The following is a 20,019-nucleotide window of genomic DNA, read 5'->3' on the forward strand; positions in this document are numbered from 1 at the left end:
TCTTCCATATTTCATTTTACATGTGAAAATAATTTATTTAACATTTATACTACATTTACTAAGTAGTATTACCTAAAAAATATTAGAAAATGTTTAAAAAAATATTAATTGCTAACCGTGGAGAAATTGCCCTTCGGGTCATTCGTACTTGTCGCGAAATGGGTATAAAAACGGTTGCTGTATATTCCACTGTAGATGCGGATAGCCTCCATGTCCGTTTTGCGGATGAAGCTGTTTGCATAGGACCAGCACCAAGCAAGGATTCTTATTTGAAAATTACTAATATTATAGCTGCTGCTGAGATTACTAATGCAGATGCTATCCATCCTGGATATGGCTTTTTATCTGAAAATGCTAAATTTTCTAAAATATGTGCTGAAAATGGCATTAAATTTATCGGTGCCTCTGCTGAAATGATTGATAAAATGGGAGATAAAGCTACTGCAAAGGCTACTATGAAAGCAGCTGGGGTACCTACCATTCCTGGCTCTGATGGTTTATTAAGAAATATTGCAGAAGCTAAAAAGATTGCTAAAAAAATGGGGTATCCTGTTATGCTCAAAGCTACTGCTGGTGGGGGAGGAAAGGGAATGCGTGCTGTTTGGAAAGAGGAGGATCTTGAAAAGGCTTTTGAAAGCGCTACACAAGAGGCTGCTGCCGCCTTTGGAAATGATGGAATGTATATGGAAAAACTCATTGAAGAACCTCGTCATATTGAGATTCAGATTGTGGGTGACCAATTTGGAAAAGCTTGCCACCTTTCCGAACGTGATTGTTCTATCCAGCGCCGTCATCAGAAACTTACTGAAGAAACTCCTTCTCCATTCATGACAGAAGAACTACGTAAAAAAATGGGAGATGCTGCCGTTAAAGCTGCTGAATCTATTAAATATGAAGGAGTGGGTACGGTAGAGTTTTTAGTAGATAAACATCGTAATTTCTATTTTATGGAAATGAATACTCGTATCCAAGTAGAACATCCCATTACCGAGCAAGTAATTGATTATGACCTTGTTAAAGAACAGATATTAGTAGCTGCTGGAGTACCTATTTCTGGACGAAATTACACTCCAAAACTTCATGCTATTGAGTGCCGTATCAATGCTGAAGATCCCTTTAATGACTTCCGCCCTTCCCCTGGAAAAATTACGGCTTTCCATGCCCCAGGAGGGTTTGGTGTGCGCTTAGACACTCATGTGTATGCTGGATATACCATTCCACCTAACTATGACTCCATGATTGCTAAACTTATCACAACTGCGCAAACTCGAGAAGAAGCTATTGCTAAGATGAAGAGAGCTTTAGATGAGTTTATTGTTGAAGGTATTAAAACGACTATTCCTTTCCATAAACAACTTATGGAAAATCCTGATTATATAGCAGGAAATTATACTACCAAATTTATGGAAGATTTTGTCCTTCAACCTCAGGAAGAAGAGGAAGAAGAATAATTATTAACTTACTTAGAACACCTTAAATATATGCCAATAGAAAGAATCAAATGCCTTATTATAGGTTCTGGACCTGCAGGTTATACTGCTGCTATATACGCTGCAAGAGCAAATCTTTCTCCTGTATTATATCAAGGAGAACAACCTGGCGGACAACTTACTACCACTAATGAAGTGGAAAACTTCCCTGGATATCCTGATGGAATTACTGGTACTGAAATGATGATGCAATTTGAACAACAAGCTCGTCGTTTCAATGCTGACATACGCTCCGGATGGATTACCAAAGTAGACTTTTCTTCAAAACCTCTTAGAGTATGGATTGAAGAGAAAGAAATACATGCAGATACTGTAATTATAAGTACAGGAGCATCCGCCAAATACTTAGGACTTCCTTCTGAGCAATACTATTTGCAGAGAGGGGGTGGTGTATCAGCTTGTGCTGTATGTGATGGTTTTTTCTATAGAAACCAGGACGTAGCTATTGTTGGTGCAGGAGATTCTGCTTGTGAAGAGGCTTTATATCTTTCTAAAATCTGTAAAAGAGTAACTATGATTGTGCGTCGTGATGCCTTCCGTGCTTCCAAAATCATGGAAAATCGTGTGCGTAATACAGAGAATATTACTATTCTATTCAATACAGAAACTGAAGAAATTCTAGGAGATGGGCAACTTGTTTCTGCTGTTAAAGTGCGTAATAACAAAACTCATGAACTTACTGAGATTCCTATCACAGGTTTTTTTGTAGCCATTGGACATAAACCTAATACAGATATCTTTGCTCCTTTTCTTTCTTTAGATAAAGAAGGATATATAGAAAATATTTCTGGGACAAGCCGCACTAATGTAGAGGGTGTTTTTGTTGCTGGAGATGCTGCTGACAAACATTACCGACAAGCAGTAGTAGCTGCAGGAAGTGGCGCTATGGCTGCTTTGGATGCAGAACGTTACCTATCCTCTCAAGAAAATTAGAACTAATGAATGTGAATATCAATTCTTCTTGGAAACCTCTGTTAAATAATGAGTTTGAAAAGTCCTATTTTAGGGAGTTGACAAGTTTTGTTAAGCAAGAATATAGTCAGTATACTTGTTATCCAAAAGGAAAAGAAATATTTGCAGCGTTTGACCATTGCCCTGTACAAAATGTAAAAGTTGTGCTCTTAGGGCAAGACCCCTATCATGGGCAAGGACAGGCAAATGGGTTATGTTTTTCTGTTAATGATGGCATAGCCCATCCCCCTTCTCTAGTCAATATTTTCAAAGAAATAGAAGAAGATTTAAAATTACCTTATCCTGAAAGTGGAAACCTAACTCGATGGGCTGAACAAGGAGTTCTCTTACTTAATGCAACATTAACTGTTCGTGCCAATCAGGCAGGAAGTCATCAAAACCATGGCTGGGAAACTTTCACCGATGCTGTTATCAAAGCAATTTCTGACAATTGTTCACAAATAGTTTTTCTCCTATGGGGAGGCTTTGCCAAAAAGAAAATTACACTAATTGATACTCAAAAACATTATATCCTAACTTCAGGACATCCTTCTCCATTAAGTGCAAATCGTGGATATTGGTTTGGGAACAAACATTTTAGCAAAACGAATAATTACCTACTCTCTATAGGAAAAGAAGCTATCAACTGGAAATAGTTTTCAATAATTCCTATTTCTGTTTTACTGTCATTTTGTCATAAACTTCCTTTTGGCACAGTCCTTGACTATAATAGGGCATAATAGTAAATCAGAAAACAAAGATAAATACGATTATGAGTAAGATTATTGGAATAGATTTAGGAACCACGAACTCGTGTGTTTCTGTAATGGAAGGTAATGACCCTGTGGTGATTACTAACGCAGAAGGGAAGCGTACAACTCCCTCTGTGGTTGCCTTCGTAGAAGGAGGTGAAATAAAAGTAGGAGATGCTGCTAAGCGACAAGCAGTAACTAACCCTAAGAAAACGATTTATTCTATAAAACGTTTTATGGGGAACAAATTCTCTGAATTGGGAAAAGAGATCGCTCGTGTACCTTACAAAGTAGTTCAAGGAGATAATGATACTCCACGTGTAGATATTGATGGTAGACTCTATTCTCCACAAGAAATTTCTGCCATGATTCTTCAAAAAATGAAAAAAACAGCAGAGGATTTCTTAGGACAGCCCGTAACAGAGGCAGTTATTACAGTACCTGCTTACTTTAATGATGCACAGCGACAAGCTACCAAAGAAGCTGGTGAAATTGCGGGGCTAAAAGTACAGCGTATTATTAATGAGCCTACTGCAGCTGCCTTGGCTTATGGTTTGGACAAACAACACAATGATCATAAGATTGTGGTATTTGACTTTGGTGGTGGTACTCACGATGTTTCCATCTTGGAATTAGGAGACGGAGTATTTGAGGTTCTCTCTACTGACGGGGATACGCACCTTGGTGGAGATGATGTAGATGAAAAAATTATTAATTGGCTCGCTGAAGAGTTTGAAAAGGAAGAAGGGTTAGATTTGCGTAAAGATCCTATGGCTCTTCAACGTTTAAAGGAAGCTGCTGAAAAAGCTAAGATAGAGCTTTCCTCTACTACTCAGACAGAAATTAATTTGCCTTATATTACCGCTACAGCAAGTGGACCTAAACACTTAGTACGTACACTCACCCGTGCTAAATTTGAACAACTTATTGATGACTTAGTACAACGTACTATTGAGCCATGTAAGAAGGCTCTTGAAAATGCAGGTCTTAGTGTAAGTGATATTAATGAAATTATTTTGGTAGGAGGTTCTACTCGTATTCCTGCTGTACAGGAAGCTGTAGAAAAATTCTTCGGTAAAAAGCCTAATAAAAGTGTGAATCCTGATGAAGTGGTAGCTATAGGAGCCGCTATTCAGGGAGGTGTACTTACTGGAGATGTGAAAGATGTATTATTACTTGACGTAACTCCTCTTTCTCTTGGTATTGAAACCATGGGAGGTGTAATGACCAAACTTATTGAAGCCAATACAACCATTCCTACTAAAAAGTCTCAGATATTCTCCACAGCCGCAGATAATCAGCCTAGTGTAGAGATCCATGTACTACAAGGAGAAAGACCTATGGCTGCAGATAATAAAACTATCGGACGTTTCCACTTGGATGGTATTCCACCTGCACCACGTGGAGTACCTCAAATCGAAGTAACCTTTGATATTGATGCCAATGGTATTATCAATGTTTCTGCAACTGATAAAGGAACTGGTAAAACTCACGATATAAGGATTGAAGCTTCTTCTGGACTTACTCAAGAAGAAATTGAAAGAATGAAACGTGATGCCGAAGCCAATGCTGAGGCTGACAAAAAAGCCCAAGAGGTAGCTACCAAATTAAATGAAGCAGATACTCTTATTTTCCAAACAGAAAAACAACTTAAAGAGTTTGGTGATAAGCTCCCTTCTGATAAAAAAACTGCTATTGAAAATGCTTTAGAAGAACTTAAAAAGGCTTATGAAAGTAAAGACATTGCTGTGATTAAGACAGCCTTAGAAAAGATTAATAATGCTTGGAAAAGTGCCTCTGAAGATCTCTACAAAGCACAACAAGGCGGAGGAAACAGTACAGAATCTCAACCTAATGATAACCAACAACCAAATAATAATGGCGGAGATAACAATGTACAAGATGTAGATTTTGAAGAAGTAAAATAAGAGTTGATAATCAACGATTAGTAAATAAAAACTACTATAAACCAATGGTTTATAGTAGTTTTTTATATTTTCAATTTAATTAGTAATTTTGTTTTTCTCATTTTTAAATTATAATTCTGCACCTCATTTATGTATGCCGATTCATAATTTACCACAATGTAGGTCTTAAAACGCTTATAATTCTTAATAGCAATAAAATGGGATTTAGTAATTTGAAAATACCAAAGGTTTGTGAGCAATGCCATAAGCCATTTGAAGCTAAAACAATAACAACTCATTTCTGTTCAAATTCATGTGCAAGTAAAAATGGAAAGGAACGAAAAAAACAAGAAAAAGAGTTGCAGGAAAAAGAAAAGATTCTAGAGAAATACGCAGATAAAATTGCTATTCTTCAACATAGAGAATTTATTTCTGTGAGTGAGGCTGTCGTTTTATTTGGAATTTCAAAAAGCACTATTCATAGATTGATTAAGGAAAAACACATCCATAGTGTAAATCTTGGTGAGCGACTTACAAGAATAAACAAAATGGAATTAGAAAAACTTTTTTCTCCAATTATTATTTATAAAGAAGATAAACAAGAGAAAGAGCTTCCTAAGAAATATAAAAAAGAAGATTGCTATACGCTTTCACAAGTAAGTGAAAAGTTTGGAGCAAATCCTTCAACAGTGACTAGTATTATTAAAAAATTTAATGTCCCCAAAGAAAAAATAGGGAAATTTGTATATGTTCCAAAGGTTGAAATTGATAAAATATTTATTAGACAATGAAAGTAAAACCCACAAAATGTACAGTAAGACTTCGTAAGGCAGAATTTAAGAAAGAATGGTATGTCTATATAGAGTGCTATCCCGTTTATGAAGCAAATAAAGAAACACCTAAAAGAGTCAGAGAATATCTCAATAGAAGTGTTAGTTCTGTAGTTTTTGACAAAACTCACTCAGCAAAAACTGATGATAAGGGAAATGTTTCCTATAAACCAAAACGAAATGAAAATGGAGTAATCATTTGTAAAAGTGATTTGGATAAAGAAACAATGTTATTTGCTGATGCAATTCGTAGAAAATTGCAAAAAGAATATGATGAGCAAATTTTATTAGGAGATAATCAACAATTAAAGCAAAAAGAATTATTAGATGAAGATTTTGTCTCTTATAGTGAAGAGCTATTGAAGAAGCGACATAAAAATAGTTCAGATGCAATTCGCATAAATTGGAAAAGGGTAATAGAACTTTTAAAATTATTTTCAGGAGGAAGAGTAAAATTTGCACAGATTGATATGAAGTTTTCAGAGGATTTTAAAAATTTCTTATTATCTGCACCTTGTGGAGGAAACAAGAAAGGAACTATCTCTGTTAATACCTCAGCTACATATTTTTCTATTTTCAAAGCTATTCTAAAACAAGCCTTTATTGATGGATATTTTTTATCTGATTTGTCTGGAAAAATAAAAGGTATTGCTGATAGAGAATCAAGAAGAGAGTATCTCTCAGAAGAAGAATTAAATATTTTAGCAAAGACACCTTGTGATAATGATATTTTAAGACGAGCTTCACTTTTCTCTGCTCTCACAGGATTAAGACTCTCAGATATTCAAAGACTAAAATGGAAAGAAATCATAGAAGATAATGACAAAATAGAACTTCACTTTACTCAGAAGAAAACCAAAGGAGTAGAATATAAACCCATTTCAAAACAAGCCTTGGAATTATGTGGAGAGAGAAGAGACTTAGAGGATTTAGTTTTTGAGAATTTACCTGATCCTGCTTGGATTTCTCGCCCTTTGAAAAAGTGGATTACAAAAGCAGGTATTCACAAAAATATTACCTTTCATTGTTTTAGACACACATTTGCAACTTTACAATTAGCGAATGGTACAGATATTTACACTGTAAGCAAAATGCTGGGACATACAAATGTAAAAACAACTCAAGCATACGCAAAAGTAATTGATAAAAATAAAATAAAAGCAGCAGAAGTTATTAAGTTGAATTTTTAAAAATAGTAAATTATGAATATGGTACAAAAGAGAGATTTAATCGGAAAATCAGAAAAATTAGCGATTATTATAATCACATTATTAGAAATAACTCATCTTATGGCGAAATTTGGAGTTTATGAAGTTAAAACGATTTACACTATGATTATCATTGTATTTGTATTAACAGTGGTTTTTGTTTATCTCAATGTTCCGCCATTACTAATATCATTACTTTGCTTTATCAGAAGCAAAGTAATTCTTACTAATACTACTCCTACGGACACTACTCACATAGAGACTACTACCACGGATATTCCTCACATAGAGACTACTCCTATGGATATTATCACGGAGACTACTCAGATAGAGACTATCCCCATGGATACTACTCCCATATATACCCACACGAATACTACTCCCATGAATGCTATTCTTATCAATACTACCCCTACAGATACTATTGATAATATAAATAACACCTATATAAATTCAAAAAATAAAGAAAAAAATAAATTTGATATTGTTGAAAAATATATAATAGAAATTTTTTCTGAATATTGTTCAGAGGAAGATGTTAAAAATATTTATGCTGTAATAAAAGCCTATTTTAATGGAGTGACCGATTTTTCAAACTATCCCTCTGTAAGTATTTTAGAATCAAAATATAAGGATTCAGAATATAAGATTTTAAAACCTTTAGACTTATATCACTTTGGTTGGAATATTTGGAATCACTTTAAAGATGAAGATAGAAGAAAACAAGTTATAATTGCCGTCCTTTTGAAGGCTATTTTTCCAGAGAAGTTATCTAATAATAGTATAAATACTATAGTAAGTCATTTAAAAAGCCATAAAGAAAAAGGAAAAATCAAAATCAAAGAAGATTTATCTAAGCCTGATAAGTAAAAAATGTATTCTTTATTATATGATTTATATGATTCGTTTATGATTTTCCTGTAATTCGCTTGTGATTTTCCTGTAATTCGCTTGTGATTTTCCTGTGATTCGTTTGTGATTTATTTTTTTATGTGTTTTTCTCATCACAAAGGATACATTTACTAAGTTTGCACCATAATTTTAAACATCAAAATTATGAATGCAAATGAAATTTCATTTGAAAATCTGCCTAAGGCAGTCGCTCTTCTATCTCATCAGATAGAAGAATTAAAAACTATTGTAAAAAATAAAGATACAATAGAAATTAATAATAAGAAGACTCCTATAAGTATAGAGGAAGCTTGTACAATCCTAAAAAAGGCTAAACCTACACTCTATACATTAGTGAGAAAGCGACAAATTCCCCATTACAAAAATGGGAAAAAGCTCTATTTTTACGAAGATGAACTTTTGGATTGGATTGCACAAGGAAAAAGAAAGACAATTCAAGAAATAGAAGAAATGGCTCACAAAGCTAAAAAAAAGGTCAAGTAATTTAAACGTAAAAATGTATCAAAATGGGAGAATTACTTATACCTTACATTCGTGTGGGCACTACTTATTACAAAATTATAGAACGTCCACAAATCTTTGGCGGCAAAATCACTTCACTCGTTAAGTGGTCAAGAGAAACCATTATCGAAGACCATGGTAAGAAATATATCTACGAAATTCCTAAATATGATGGCTTCTGTTGTATTCCTAATCATCTGAAATACCAAAAAACTATAGAGAATTTTTATAATATATACAATGAAATTCCCTATCAGCCGAGTATTTCGGTAGTACTGTCAGATGAAATTCCTTTTTCTATTTCTTTTATGCAACATATTTTCGGAAATCAAGTAGATTTAGGTCTAGATTATCTGAAGATTTTACTGGAAAATCCTACTCAAATTCTTCCTATCTTATGTTTGGTAAGCAAAGAAAGAGCTACAGGAAAAACTACTTTCCTCAAATGGCTCAAAGAGATTTTCGGAAGAAATATGACTTATATCAAGGGAGATTCGTTCAATAGTCAATTCAATTCTGACTGGGCTTCAATGTTGATTATAGCCATTGACGAAGTGTTTTTTGATCGAAAGGAAATCACTGAACGACTAAAATATCTCTCCACTACCAATAAGGATAAGTTAGAGAATAAAGGTAAAGACCGAGAGGAAATTGATTTTTTTGGAAAATTCATCCTTTGTTCTAATAACGAAGACAATTTTATTCAAATTGATGAAAACGAAATTCGCTTCTGGGTTTTGAAAATCAATCCAATAAAATCTGAAAACACTGAGTTTCTTCAAAATTTAATTACAGAAATTCCTTTATTTTTAAGTTTTTTAATCCATCGAAAATTCCATTCTGAAAAGAAAAGCAGAATGTGGTTTGCTCCTGAAGAAATAAAAACAAAAGCACTCCAAAAGCTTATTCTTAAAAATTCAAATAAGTTGGAATGTAAGATGATAGAACTTCTTTATGAGTTTTTTGAATCAACAGAGGAAACAGAAATAAAGGCTGTCCCTCAAGATATTTTGAATATGCTCAATAGAATATTCCGTCAATTGTATTATTCCCGAAATGATGTAAGGAATGTACTGAAAGAAAAATGGAATTTAGAACCTCAAAAAAACGGATTAACTTACACCCGCTACGATATTGACTATTCTGGAAATTTTTATAAGAGTAATTCTGTGGGAAGATACTTCAATATTTCCAAAAATTTTATTCTTGAAAAATATGTTGATTTGTCGAATTAAGCTACAAATAATTGAATTTTAATTGAATACCCATTCAACGAAGTATTCAACAAATTTTAAATCCTTGAATTTTGTTGAGCTATTGTTGAACAATCATAAACCTATTTTGTTGAATTGTTGAGTTTTTGTTGAGTGTATAAAATGCACTTGATAAGATAGTTACATTCTTTTTTCAACAATTCAACGAAAAAACAAATGTATAAAACTCAAAAAATAAGATATGAATTGTAAACAAGCAAATACTCAGATATCTATTAGAAATGTTTTGGAAAGTTTTTCTCTTTTCCCAAGCAAAGGTAATTCTAAAACAGCATTTTATTTTGCTTTTGATAGAGAAGAAAAAGCACCCAGCTTATTGGTCAATTTCATCAAAAATATTGCTTTTGACTTCGGAACGGGAAAGAAATACGATATAGTCTCATTGGTTCAGGGCATCAAACTATGTTCTGTATCTGAAGCCTTAGAATATTTGTCTCAATTTGATTTTTCTTTTAATGAGCAAATATGTAATGTAACTAAAGACGAAAATAAATATGAAATATTATCCATTTCAGAGGTCAAACACAATGCCCTAATTCAATACTTAAAGGAAAGAAGAATTGAAAATAATATTCACTTACTTAAAGAAATTCATTATAAAATATCAGATAAAAAATATTTTGGAATTGGTTTCAAAAATGATACTGGTGGTTATGAAGTAAGGAATAAATATTCAAAAATTTGTATTGGGAGAAAGGATATCACAACAATAAAAAATAAATCAAACAATCTTCGGATTTTCGAAGGATTTATGGATTATCTTTCTTTTATAGAAATGAAAAAAACACTAGAAGAACAACTATCAGATTATGTGATTTTAAATTCTGTTTCAATGATTTTTAAACTTGAAAAAATCATTGAGAATTATGAAAAAATAGAACTATATTTTGACAATGATGAAGCAGGAAATAGAGCGACAAATGAAGTAAAACAATTAAATCCTCATGTAGAAGATTATAGAACTTTATATCAAAACTACAAAGATTTAAATGATTTCATAATGATTGAACCTATTTGCTACGATATTAGTGCAAAAAGTACCCATTGTTTACAATAAGCGTGGGGCTTAATGTAAATAATGGAACTTTTTGGTTTTTTCCTGTCGTCAAAAACATTAAAAAAACACAGATAATAAAAAAATGGAACAAGATTTTTTAACGAATTTCATAACAAAGATTCAAGAAGAACAAGAAGAAAAAAATGCACAAGAAAAAAGAAAAAATTATTTCAAAACTATTGGTAAAAAAGGTGGTTTAGCCAAGAAAAAATCTGCTCTTTTTTCTAAGACAATTTCTACAAAACTTACAGAAAAAGAATTCGAAACTCTCAAAGAAAAAGCAAAAAAACTAAACCTCAAAATTTCTAAATATGTTCGACTAATTCTAACGGAAAGAGAACTAAAAATTAATGAATTTAAAACAGATGAGGTACTTTTATCCTATGGAAATAACTTTAAGAGAATAAAAAATCTATTACGAAATCATGAATTTTCAAATTTGGAGAATAGAACTGAAATCATAAGAGAGATAGAAGAAGTTACTAAATCAATTTACAATTATTTATACCAAAATAGAATACGAGATGAATAATTCTGCAACTACAAGACGTATTTCCAAAATTGCTTTGCAATACAATGGAAATGACAAAGGGACAGCTGAAATGGTATATTCCAGTAATTTGTTATCCGATACTGCTGAAAATCAATTTCAAGAAATGAAAGCTGTAGCTGACCGAAATAAAAATGTAAAAAATTGGGCTTTGACAGGATACATTTCTCCAGAGAGATGTGAAGAAAATGAAATTTCTAATGATGTCTTGGTAGAACTTACCTTAAAAGCTCTAGAAAAGGTTGGCGTTACAAAAGACAATCAAATTCGACTAGATATTCATAATTCTACAAGACACAAACATATTCATTTTGTAGTCAATAAAGTAAATACACATGGACAAAATACAATAACGGCTCATAAAATAGGAGAATTATTTGGACAAGCTGTAAGAGAAATTTGTAAAAATATGAATCTTAAGACAGATGTAGAAATCAGTAAGGAAAAGAAAGAGAAAATGCTTGATAGTTTGCATCACTGTCTTAAGAAAGCTACTAATTTTGATGAATTGATTACTGAAATGGAGCAATTAGGATACAAAGTAATACTATCAGAAAATGTAAAAGTAGGTGTTTCAGGAATGCGAATTGTAAAAATATCTGATATTAATACAGAAACAAAAAGGGAATATCCTGCTGGGTATAAACTATCTGAAATTACTAATAAACTCAAAATAAAGGATATAAAAGAAATTTTAGATAAAAATAATTCAAACTTAATAGATGAAAAAGAAGAAATAAATAGACCTTACAAAAGAAAATTTTAAAACTAAAATAAAAAATATGAATACAGAAAATAACAAAATGGACAATGGTTTAGATTTGCTAAACAAAGTAATAAAAAGTAATGAAGATAATATAGAAAAACTAGCAAGTACAGTTTCTGTTTATCAAGATATTTTAAATTTAGTAGGTGAGTTTGAAAGCTCATCTAGTTCACTAAATCATAGAATAAATAATTTTGAAACTTCATTTAAAGATATTTCTAAAAAAATTGAAAGCACTACAAAATTTATTCCTAAGAGTATTAAAACAGATTTATCTGAAAATACAATTTCAAGATTAGAACATTTCGAGAAGAAATCCAAGTCATTAAAATATTTATTGATAGGTAGTTTTATTTGTTTTGGAATAGCAATTATTGTAATGTTTTTATCATTTTATTTTTCTAAGCAATGGTATGATACAAGTATAAAGACCAAAGAAGAAATTAGAAGCCATATTTTTAAAGAAATGAGAGCAGAAGGCAAGGAGTTTTATGATATAGAAGTATTCAATCGATTGAAAATGAATACAGAAATTATCAATAAATGGATTGAAAAAAAACCGAAAGAAGTAAGAAATTTTTTGCAGTTTAAAGAGGGATATGAAGCAAGATAATTTTTTTAATCACAATTACATAGTTTTTTACCATTATTCACTTAAAATTAATAATTTTTCTTTTAAATAATTGAAATGTAGTTAATTATATAGTATTTTTGAGTCAACGGATTTGATTTCATACCTTTGCAGAGCATCATAAGATTCTGCATATACATCAAGATAAATTTGTTTTCACTTAGTTAGTCCCATTTCTTAACAGAAATCATTTTAATTATCTAGTTTGTAAGTATGAGGATGATAAGTATATGAAGTTCTTCTGATTTTGGAATCTGTTACTTACACTCATATTTGGCCAACTTAGTACTCATGAAAATCTTCGTGACCTGATAGTAAACTCAGTATCTCGTTGACTGATAAAACTCCTTTGAAAGAAATTTTTGACAAAACTATATTCAATAATGACAAGGAACGAAATAGTTCAAGTGAACCGCTATTATTTAATTTTGATTAGTATCATTTTTTTAGTGGACACTAATGATCAAACTTATGTTATATTATGTGAGTTTTAATAAGGAATAATACTCTTAAATAGGATATTAATAATTACGTATCTAAAAAACATTTCTATTTTTTCAAGAGAGTAACATTCTATAAAATATATATTACATTCTAATATTGTCCCCTCATTTGTTTTTTACACAAATATAGTTGTTTTTCAAAATAAATTGTTATTTTTGTAGCGCAAAAGAAACAACTTTTCATTATGAGAATAAAGAACTTCTATTTATTACTTTTGTTATTGTGTTCTATAAGTTTGAATGCACAGGAACAAGAAAATTTCATTTCCTTAGAAAAGAAAACTCATTGGGTAAATCAAATCCAAGATATTACAGAACTTCCTGTAGGTATTAGAGAGAATAAAAATGGGATAGAATATGCAATAATGGTTACTAAGGCTACTTTTTCTTCTAATGAAACAACTGTAAATATATATGCCCGTATTACCTTTCCCGATACCCAAGCACCATCTGGTAAACGTGAACTCTACTTCGGAGCTACTGAAATTCCTTTTTCATATGAAGGACAGTTAGTAGGTGATGTACACTTGTCATTATTGGGTGATATAACTCTTAGCAATACCAAAAACTGGTCGTTTTTACTCAAAGGAGGGAGAAATGTAAAAGGTCAAACAATGGATGACCAAACATACATAGAAATAAATTGTAATGGACTCAAAAAAATTGCTTTAAAAGGGATGATACGCATCTCTAATGAACTTATAGTGCCAGTTGATAGCCAATTACAACCTATCCCTAATGGTTATGTGGAAAGCGAAGTCGCTATAGAGGCTGAAGATTTTAACAACCTACTTGTAGAACTGAAACTTCCTGCTTTTGCTCTTACAAGGCAAATACAAAATAAAGACAAAGGAGCTTTTATATTTCACCCTGAGCGAATGGTCTTGGATATGAGTGACATCAACAATGCTCCAGCAATGGTATTTCCTAAAGGTTATGATGAGTATTTAGTAGCAGGGCAAGATAGCTGGCGTGGATTTTATATACAAGAGCTCACAGTTACATTGCCTGAAGAGTTTAAAAAAACAGGAGGGCGGGTAAGCTTAAAAGCGACTAACTTCCTTTTGGATGCCTATGGTTTTTCTGGAAGTTTGTCGGCAGAGAATCTCATCAGTTTTAAGGAGGGACGTACTTCAGAGGATAAGAAAAAGGGTTGGCAATATGCTATAGATCATATACAAGCTGATTTTGTAGCCTCTAAACTTACTGGAGGGGCTCTTTCAGGTGCTTTTCGTATTCCTATAGAAAAGGAAGATTCTCAAGGAATTCATTTTGATGGTAGCTTTTCTGAGGATAACTACATGCTTCGTGTTTCCTCCTTAGAATCTATCTCATTTGATATGTGGAATGCAAAAGCTGTTATCCTTCCTTCTTCTTATGTTGAATTACAAGTAAAAAACAAAGAATTTCTTCCTAAAGTAGTATTGGATGGTTCAATGATTTTAGATGCTCCTAAAGAAAATGAGAATCTTTACCGATTGGAAGGAGTTAAATTTCAAAAATTCACCTTACAAACACAAGCTCCTTACTTATCAGCTGAGTATTTTGGCTGTGAAGGAGAGCAGAAAATAGCAGGTTTTCCTGTGAGTATCAAAGATGTAAGTGTCGCTTTCAGAGAAGAACGAGCTCAATTACATTTCGGTATACGGGTAGGTTTACAAAAGGATAAATTTTCAGCCGAAGGTGATTTTAATATCTACGCTAAAAATACTGATGAACACTGGAGTTACGATAAGTTTGAAATTAATAGACTCAAATTAGAAGATGTAGATATAGTAGTAGCTAAAGTGAGTGGAGAGTTAAACCTAATGAAGAACGACCCAGTGTACGGCAATGGGTTTAAGGCAAAACTTTCAACCAAGATTACTTCTTTGGATGTAGATGTAAATGCTAATGCTGTATTTGGTAGTAAAAACTTTCGCTATTGGGGCTTTGAAGCTATGGTAGATGGACTAAATATCAACACCCAATACGTAAAAATAACAGGATTTATAGGAGGAGCGTATTACCAAATGCGTCCTTTGGGGAATCCTAAAGATAAAGAGGCATTAGAAGCCTTTTCATTAGTTCCCGATGAAAAGATAGGGTTAGGACTCAAAGCAGGAGTATTAGGAGCTTTTCAGGACAAAAGAGTGATTTCCTTTATAGCCTTATTAGACATTCAAACCTATAAAGGAGGAGGTCTCTCAAAGATTGGTTTTTATGGCAATGCAACGGTAATGTACGCTTTGCAAGATAAGCTATCCAATCCGTTTGCTACTGTACAAAAAGGCTTTGCTGACAATGTGCAGAAAGTGGTAAAAATGGAAGAGTTGGCTAAAAATGAGAAATACAAATATTTAGACAACTCAGGGAAAGCAGATATCCCTGATGATTTTACCATAGATGAAAGCAATGAAAGCAAAAAAGCACCTATCTTCGCTCAGCTAAATGTGAGCTACGACTTTGCTTCAAAAGCCTATCACTCTAATATGGAAGTATACGTGAATGTAGCTGGTGGAGTAATACGAGGAACTGGTAATAGTGGATTGGCAGGACGTGCAGTATTGCATATAGACCCACAAGATTGGTACTACCACTTAGGGACTACCCGTGAGATGATGGGATTACAAGTGGGCTTTGGAGATTTCCTAAATATCAAAGCGCAAACGTACTTTATGGTGGGTACCAAAATAGGTGAAGCACCTCAACCACCTGCGAAAGTAGCTGAAATACTAGAACTCAATCCTGATGAGATAGGGTATATGAAAAGTCTTAACCAGATCAAAGAAGGAAAAGGATTTGCTTTCGGTGCACATTTGAATTTTGATACCAAATTTGATGTAGGGTTCCTCTATGCGAGTTTTGCAGCAGGCTTTGGTTCAGACTTAATGTTAAAGAATTACGGCAATGCCCATTGCAAAGGCAGAAGCGGAGAACTGGGTATCAATGGATGGTATGCTAATGGGCAAACATATGTATATTTGCAAGGGGAATTGGGAATTAAGATAAAATTATTCTTTGTTCGCAAGCGTATTCCTATTCTTAGTGCAGGAGTTGCGGCATTGTTACAAGGATCAGGGCCTAATCCTTTTTGGGCAAGAGGTTATTTGGGAGGTTACTATAATGTACTTGGTGGATTGGTGAAAGGTCGTTTTCGCTTGAAAATGGAATTTGGAGAACAATGCGAATTGGCTAATGATCAAGTGTTAGGAGGTATGAAAATTATCTCAGATGTTTCTCCCTCTGATCGCAGTGAAGGGGTGGATGTGTTCCTCTCTCCACAAGCTACTTTCAACTTAGAGTTGGAGAAACCTATTGTAATTCCCGAAGACGACCGCGATCATACATATATTGTGAACTTAGAAAAATTTGAAGTGCTTGATGCACAAGGAAATACTATAGAGGGAAAACTAACTTATGGGAAGAGTCAGGATGAACTCAACTTTACTCCGAAAGAAGTACTCCCACCTCACCAAAAACTAAAAGCGGTGGTAAGTGTGAGTTTTAAAGAACTCAAAGGTGGAAGTTACCAAACTGTGATGGTAGATGGAAAAAAGGCTATAGAAACTGAGGAACGTAGTTTTACTACCGGAGGAGCTCCTGATTATATTCCTAATAAGAATATAAAATATGCTTATCCTGTCTTAGACCAAAAGAATTATTTTGTAGGAGAAAGTAATGAAGGATTTGTACAATTGAAACAAGGACAATCTTATTTGTTTGAAGATGCACATTGGAATACGCGCTTGTTTATAGATCCAGAAGGAGGAGGAAAAGGACAAGAGCTTACACCTACTTATCTAAAAGCGGAAAATAGAATTACCTTTACTATACCGAAGCTTTCTAAGGCTACTAAATATGGACTTTCTGTTGTAAGTTATAGTAAGCAAGGAACAAAAGTAAATACCACAGATAAAACACAGGAGAAAAAAAATAATGTAAAAGCCTCTGAAGGAAATTTTGATAAAGGAGAAGATGAAACTTCTTACACCTTTGAAAACAAAAAAGCACAAGCCAATGCCGATAGAGGAGGCTTTGAACGTTTGTCATACCATTTTGCTACTAGTAAATACGAGCGCCTGAGCGACAAGATGAAGAAGTTTGATACTCGACATTTGTGGATAAAATACAACTCGGCAGTTGTCTTACTTCAGAATGATATGAATACTGATGAACCTTTTGAAGAAATAGAACTCATAGGTAGTACTTATTCAGAAATACCACTTATAAAAGCTGAAGCTGTATTAGATGATAAGTTCGATGCTTTGTTTTCTAAATATCTATATAGTAATTCTCAAGGGCAAACATGGTTCAGCAGAGATACTAACACTGTAGGTTATCCTCCAAAAGAGGCTGTGATTGTTTTTCCATTCTACCCTGAAGAACTGAAATGGAATAGTTATGACATAAAACGAGTATTTCCTTATCGTTATGATGTACTTATGTATTATCAAAAAGACTGGAATGCACAACAATATTATTTAGCCAATCACTGGGATGAGTTGAAAAAAAATCCTTTGTACAAAGAGTTTATGGAACTCTATTTTCCAGTGCTTCCTACTAAGAACTACAAGGCAGTGTTAAAATATCGATTACCTAACGGGAAAATTACTTCCGAAACGCCTTACAAATATAAGTTTTAAGAAGATGAAACAAGTTTTATTCGTAATTGTATATAGTATTACTTTTCTTTCCTTTTCACAAGAAAATCCTTCTTTGCAAATGAGTAAAGAAGTGCGAAAAAGCAGCATTGCCTTGCGTTGGGCTGTAGACACTCCTGTAGCGTGGCAGAAAGCCAATAACATAGGTTTTCAGTTAGAGCGCACTACATATCTTCGAAATGGAAAAGTACTAACTACTCCTGAGACCAAAGTCTTAGGCACATTTAAGACTCCTCCGTTAGAGAAGTGGCAAGAATGGGTAGAAAAGAATAATAATGCAGCTATTATAGCACAAGCTATCTATGGTGAAACTTTTGAAACAGAGATTTCTAACAAACAGAACCCTATAGAAGGTATTGCTAATAAAGCACGTGAAATAGATGATCGTTTTTCTTTTGCACTGATGGCAGCCGATTTGGATTTTTCGGTAGCTTGTTTTGCTGGTTGGGGATATGTAGATAATGAGGTATTACCCAATGAAAGCTATCTCTATAAAGTAAAACTATTGCCTAATGATAAGCTTACTATAAAAGAAGGAGGCATAGTAGTAGGGCTCAAAGATTTTCAAGAATTACCAGCTCCTTTTGATTTTAGAGCTCATTTTGAAGATCGGAAAGTAACTCTTATGTGGGACTATCAGACCCTTAATCAATTCTATAACTACTACTTTATTGAAAAAGCGGAAGGCGATGCTCCTTTTATTCCGATAACCGAACACCCTGTGGTGAATATGAATCAGAATAGTCGTTCTACAGCGATGATTTATGTAGATTCATTAGCACAGAACGATAAAGAATACCGTTATCGCCTAAGAGGGAAAACAATTTTTGATACCTATAGTCCATATTCTCAAGAGATAAGAGGGAAGGGAATTCAGGCTATTACACAAATAGCACAACTTACAGAGGTAGTTCCTATAAGTGAAAAGCAATATCGCTTGCATTGGGATTTCTCTAAAGAAAATGAGAGTGAGATCACACATTTTTCGCTACTTCACTCTCCGAATGACAAGGTATATAAGGAGATAAAAACACCTATTGCAGTGGGAGAAAGGCAAGTTGTCGTGACTCCTACTATGCCCTCTAATTATTACAAAGTGCGTACTTATGGCAAGAATGGTACTACTTTTGATTCCTTTGCAATGTTGGTTCAGCCCAATGACGAGACTCCTCCTGAAAGAGTACAACAACTCACAGGAACTATAGATACTTTAGGGGTTGTAAGCTTGCAATGGAAAGCCAATACAGATGCTGACCTAATGGGTTATTATGTATTCAGAGGCAATCAAAAAGGTGAAGAAATGATGCGTATCACAGGTTCGCATATCACTAATACTTCGCTAAAAGATACTGTAGCACTCAAGAGTCTGAATACTAAAGTATATTATTGGGTAACAGCTATTGATTTTCGTAAGAATGAGTCTGCACCCTCTGCATTGTTAGAACTTACCAAACCCGATAAAGTACCCCCTACTACCCCTATTTTTATCGAATATACTGACGATAAAAAAGGTTGGAAAGTCACTTGGCGTAAGAGTTTTAGTGATGATGTAAGTCAATATTTGCTCTATCAAAGAGAAAAAGGTACTACCAATTGGAAACTTATTCACTCTGAAAACCATAGCAAAAAGGAAACGTATACATATATCATTCCTCCTAATGTATCTGGAATATATGAATATACTGTACGGGCAAAAGACCATAGTAATAACTTCTCTGACTATTCACCTGTAATACAAATCATTCACCACCCCAAGAGTGATGATAGGGTACTGAGAGGACTCCAAAGCCGTATAAAAAAAGGAAAAGTTACTTTACAGTGGTTGCCTATAAAAGAGGACTTCAATGAGATGATGATTTACAAGGCTATCAATGGAGAAAAACCTACACTATGGCGTAGCTTTACTTCTCCTGTTACTTCGGTAGAAGATGCTGATGTGCAAATAGACAATATATACCAATACTTTTTCAAAGTCATATTAAAAGATAACTCACCTACTCCTACAGAGAAAATAGAGGTGAAAATAATTAACAATCAATAATTC

At 33.4% G+C, this 20,019-nt stretch carries 15 protein-coding genes; all 15 read left to right on the forward strand.

Annotated features, from left to right (window positions below; genetic code table 11):
- Positions 1-89 precede the first annotated feature (89 nt).
- The 15 genes from accC (at position 90) to VJJ03_RS09980 (ending at position 20,016) form a co-directional block, all read left to right on the forward strand.
- Positions 90-1,451: an acetyl-CoA carboxylase biotin carboxylase subunit gene (gene accC, locus VJJ03_RS09905; RefSeq protein WP_009745487.1), complete on the forward strand. Its 1,362-nt coding sequence runs from the start codon at positions 90-92 to the stop codon at positions 1,449-1,451.
- A gap of 30 nt (positions 1,452-1,481) precedes the next feature.
- Positions 1,482-2,423 carry a thioredoxin-disulfide reductase gene (gene trxB, locus VJJ03_RS09910; RefSeq protein ID WP_009745486.1) on the forward strand — a complete coding sequence of 314 codons (942 nt, stop codon included), beginning with the start codon at positions 1,482-1,484 and terminating at the stop codon, positions 2,421-2,423.
- Between the two features lie 5 nt (positions 2,424-2,428).
- The gene (locus VJJ03_RS09915) at positions 2,429-3,097 is read left to right on the forward strand and encodes a uracil-DNA glycosylase (protein WP_009745485.1); all 669 of its coding nucleotides are present in this window, start codon (positions 2,429-2,431) and stop codon (positions 3,095-3,097) included.
- 116 nt (positions 3,098-3,213) lie between these two features.
- Entirely contained in the window at positions 3,214-5,121 is a 1,908-nt protein-coding gene (dnaK, locus tag VJJ03_RS09920) for a molecular chaperone DnaK (RefSeq protein ID WP_323975326.1), read from the forward strand.
- Positions 5,122-5,318: 197 nt separating this feature from the next.
- On the forward strand, positions 5,319-5,891 hold the full coding sequence (locus VJJ03_RS09925) for a helix-turn-helix domain-containing protein (RefSeq protein ID WP_323975328.1): 573 nt from the start codon (positions 5,319-5,321) through the stop codon (positions 5,889-5,891).
- Entirely contained in the window at positions 5,888-7,120 is a 1,233-nt protein-coding gene (locus tag VJJ03_RS09930) for a tyrosine-type recombinase/integrase (protein WP_009745482.1), read from the forward strand. Before VJJ03_RS09925 ends, VJJ03_RS09930 begins: the two co-directional genes overlap by 4 nt.
- Before the next feature lie 12 nt (positions 7,121-7,132).
- On the forward strand, positions 7,133-8,008 hold the full coding sequence (locus VJJ03_RS09935; protein ID WP_009745481.1) for a hypothetical protein: 876 nt from the start codon (positions 7,133-7,135) through the stop codon (positions 8,006-8,008).
- A gap of 186 nt (positions 8,009-8,194) precedes the next feature.
- Positions 8,195-8,533: a helix-turn-helix domain-containing protein gene (locus tag VJJ03_RS09940; RefSeq protein WP_009745479.1), complete on the forward strand. Its 339-nt coding sequence runs from the start codon at positions 8,195-8,197 to the stop codon at positions 8,531-8,533.
- 23 nt (positions 8,534-8,556) lie between these two features.
- Positions 8,557-9,786, forward strand: coding sequence for a primase-helicase family protein (locus VJJ03_RS09945; protein ID WP_009745478.1), 1,230 nt, complete (start codon positions 8,557-8,559; stop codon positions 9,784-9,786).
- A gap of 220 nt (positions 9,787-10,006) precedes the next feature.
- Positions 10,007-10,882: a toprim domain-containing protein gene (locus VJJ03_RS09950; protein ID WP_009745477.1), complete on the forward strand. Its 876-nt coding sequence runs from the start codon at positions 10,007-10,009 to the stop codon at positions 10,880-10,882.
- A gap of 82 nt (positions 10,883-10,964) precedes the next feature.
- A complete protein-coding gene (locus VJJ03_RS09955; RefSeq protein ID WP_009745476.1) occupies positions 10,965-11,414 on the forward strand; it encodes a plasmid mobilization protein in 450 nt (149 codons plus the stop codon).
- On the forward strand, positions 11,407-12,198 hold the full coding sequence (locus tag VJJ03_RS09960; protein WP_323975330.1) for a relaxase/mobilization nuclease domain-containing protein: 792 nt from the start codon (positions 11,407-11,409) through the stop codon (positions 12,196-12,198). The genes VJJ03_RS09955 and VJJ03_RS09960 overlap by 8 nt, the downstream gene beginning before the upstream one ends.
- A gap of 16 nt (positions 12,199-12,214) precedes the next feature.
- Positions 12,215-12,811 (forward strand): hypothetical protein, encoded by a 597-nt coding sequence (locus tag VJJ03_RS09965; protein WP_323975332.1) that lies wholly within the window; start codon positions 12,215-12,217, stop codon positions 12,809-12,811.
- Between the two features lie 706 nt (positions 12,812-13,517).
- On the forward strand, positions 13,518-17,957 hold the full coding sequence (locus VJJ03_RS09975; RefSeq protein WP_040358031.1) for a hypothetical protein: 4,440 nt from the start codon (positions 13,518-13,520) through the stop codon (positions 17,955-17,957).
- A gap of 4 nt (positions 17,958-17,961) precedes the next feature.
- The gene (locus VJJ03_RS09980; protein ID WP_323975335.1) at positions 17,962-20,016 is read left to right on the forward strand and encodes a hypothetical protein; all 2,055 of its coding nucleotides are present in this window, start codon (positions 17,962-17,964) and stop codon (positions 20,014-20,016) included.
- The last annotated feature ends 3 nt before the right edge of the window (positions 20,017-20,019 follow it).

The sequence above is a fragment of the Capnocytophaga sp. G2 genome, assembly GCF_035282625.1.
Taxonomy (GTDB): domain Bacteria; phylum Bacteroidota; class Bacteroidia; order Flavobacteriales; family Flavobacteriaceae; genus Capnocytophaga.

What these genes read in the sequence shown, in the direction of transcription:
- accC (WP_009745487.1), top strand. Translation starts at nt 90, where the DNA reads ATGTTTAAAAAAATATTAATTGCTAACCGTGGAGAAATTGCCCTTCGG.
- trxB (WP_009745486.1), top strand. Translation starts at nt 1,482, where the DNA reads ATGCCAATAGAAAGAATCAAATGCCTTATTATAGGTTCTGGACCTGCA.
- VJJ03_RS09915 (WP_009745485.1), top strand. Translation starts at nt 2,429, where the DNA reads ATGAATGTGAATATCAATTCTTCTTGGAAACCTCTGTTAAATAATGAG.
- dnaK (WP_323975326.1), top strand. Translation starts at nt 3,214, where the DNA reads ATGAGTAAGATTATTGGAATAGATTTAGGAACCACGAACTCGTGTGTT.
- VJJ03_RS09925 (WP_323975328.1), top strand. Translation starts at nt 5,319, where the DNA reads ATGGGATTTAGTAATTTGAAAATACCAAAGGTTTGTGAGCAATGCCAT.
- VJJ03_RS09930 (WP_009745482.1), top strand. Translation starts at nt 5,888, where the DNA reads ATGAAAGTAAAACCCACAAAATGTACAGTAAGACTTCGTAAGGCAGAA.
- VJJ03_RS09935 (WP_009745481.1), top strand. Translation starts at nt 7,133, where the DNA reads ATGAATATGGTACAAAAGAGAGATTTAATCGGAAAATCAGAAAAATTA.
- VJJ03_RS09940 (WP_009745479.1), top strand. Translation starts at nt 8,195, where the DNA reads ATGAATGCAAATGAAATTTCATTTGAAAATCTGCCTAAGGCAGTCGCT.
- VJJ03_RS09945 (WP_009745478.1), top strand. Translation starts at nt 8,557, where the DNA reads ATGGGAGAATTACTTATACCTTACATTCGTGTGGGCACTACTTATTAC.
- VJJ03_RS09950 (WP_009745477.1), top strand. Translation starts at nt 10,007, where the DNA reads ATGAATTGTAAACAAGCAAATACTCAGATATCTATTAGAAATGTTTTG.
- VJJ03_RS09955 (WP_009745476.1), top strand. Translation starts at nt 10,965, where the DNA reads ATGGAACAAGATTTTTTAACGAATTTCATAACAAAGATTCAAGAAGAA.
- VJJ03_RS09960 (WP_323975330.1), top strand. Translation starts at nt 11,407, where the DNA reads ATGAATAATTCTGCAACTACAAGACGTATTTCCAAAATTGCTTTGCAA.
- VJJ03_RS09965 (WP_323975332.1), top strand. Translation starts at nt 12,215, where the DNA reads ATGAATACAGAAAATAACAAAATGGACAATGGTTTAGATTTGCTAAAC.
- VJJ03_RS09975 (WP_040358031.1), top strand. Translation starts at nt 13,518, where the DNA reads ATGAGAATAAAGAACTTCTATTTATTACTTTTGTTATTGTGTTCTATA.
- VJJ03_RS09980 (WP_323975335.1), top strand. Translation starts at nt 17,962, where the DNA reads ATGAAACAAGTTTTATTCGTAATTGTATATAGTATTACTTTTCTTTCC.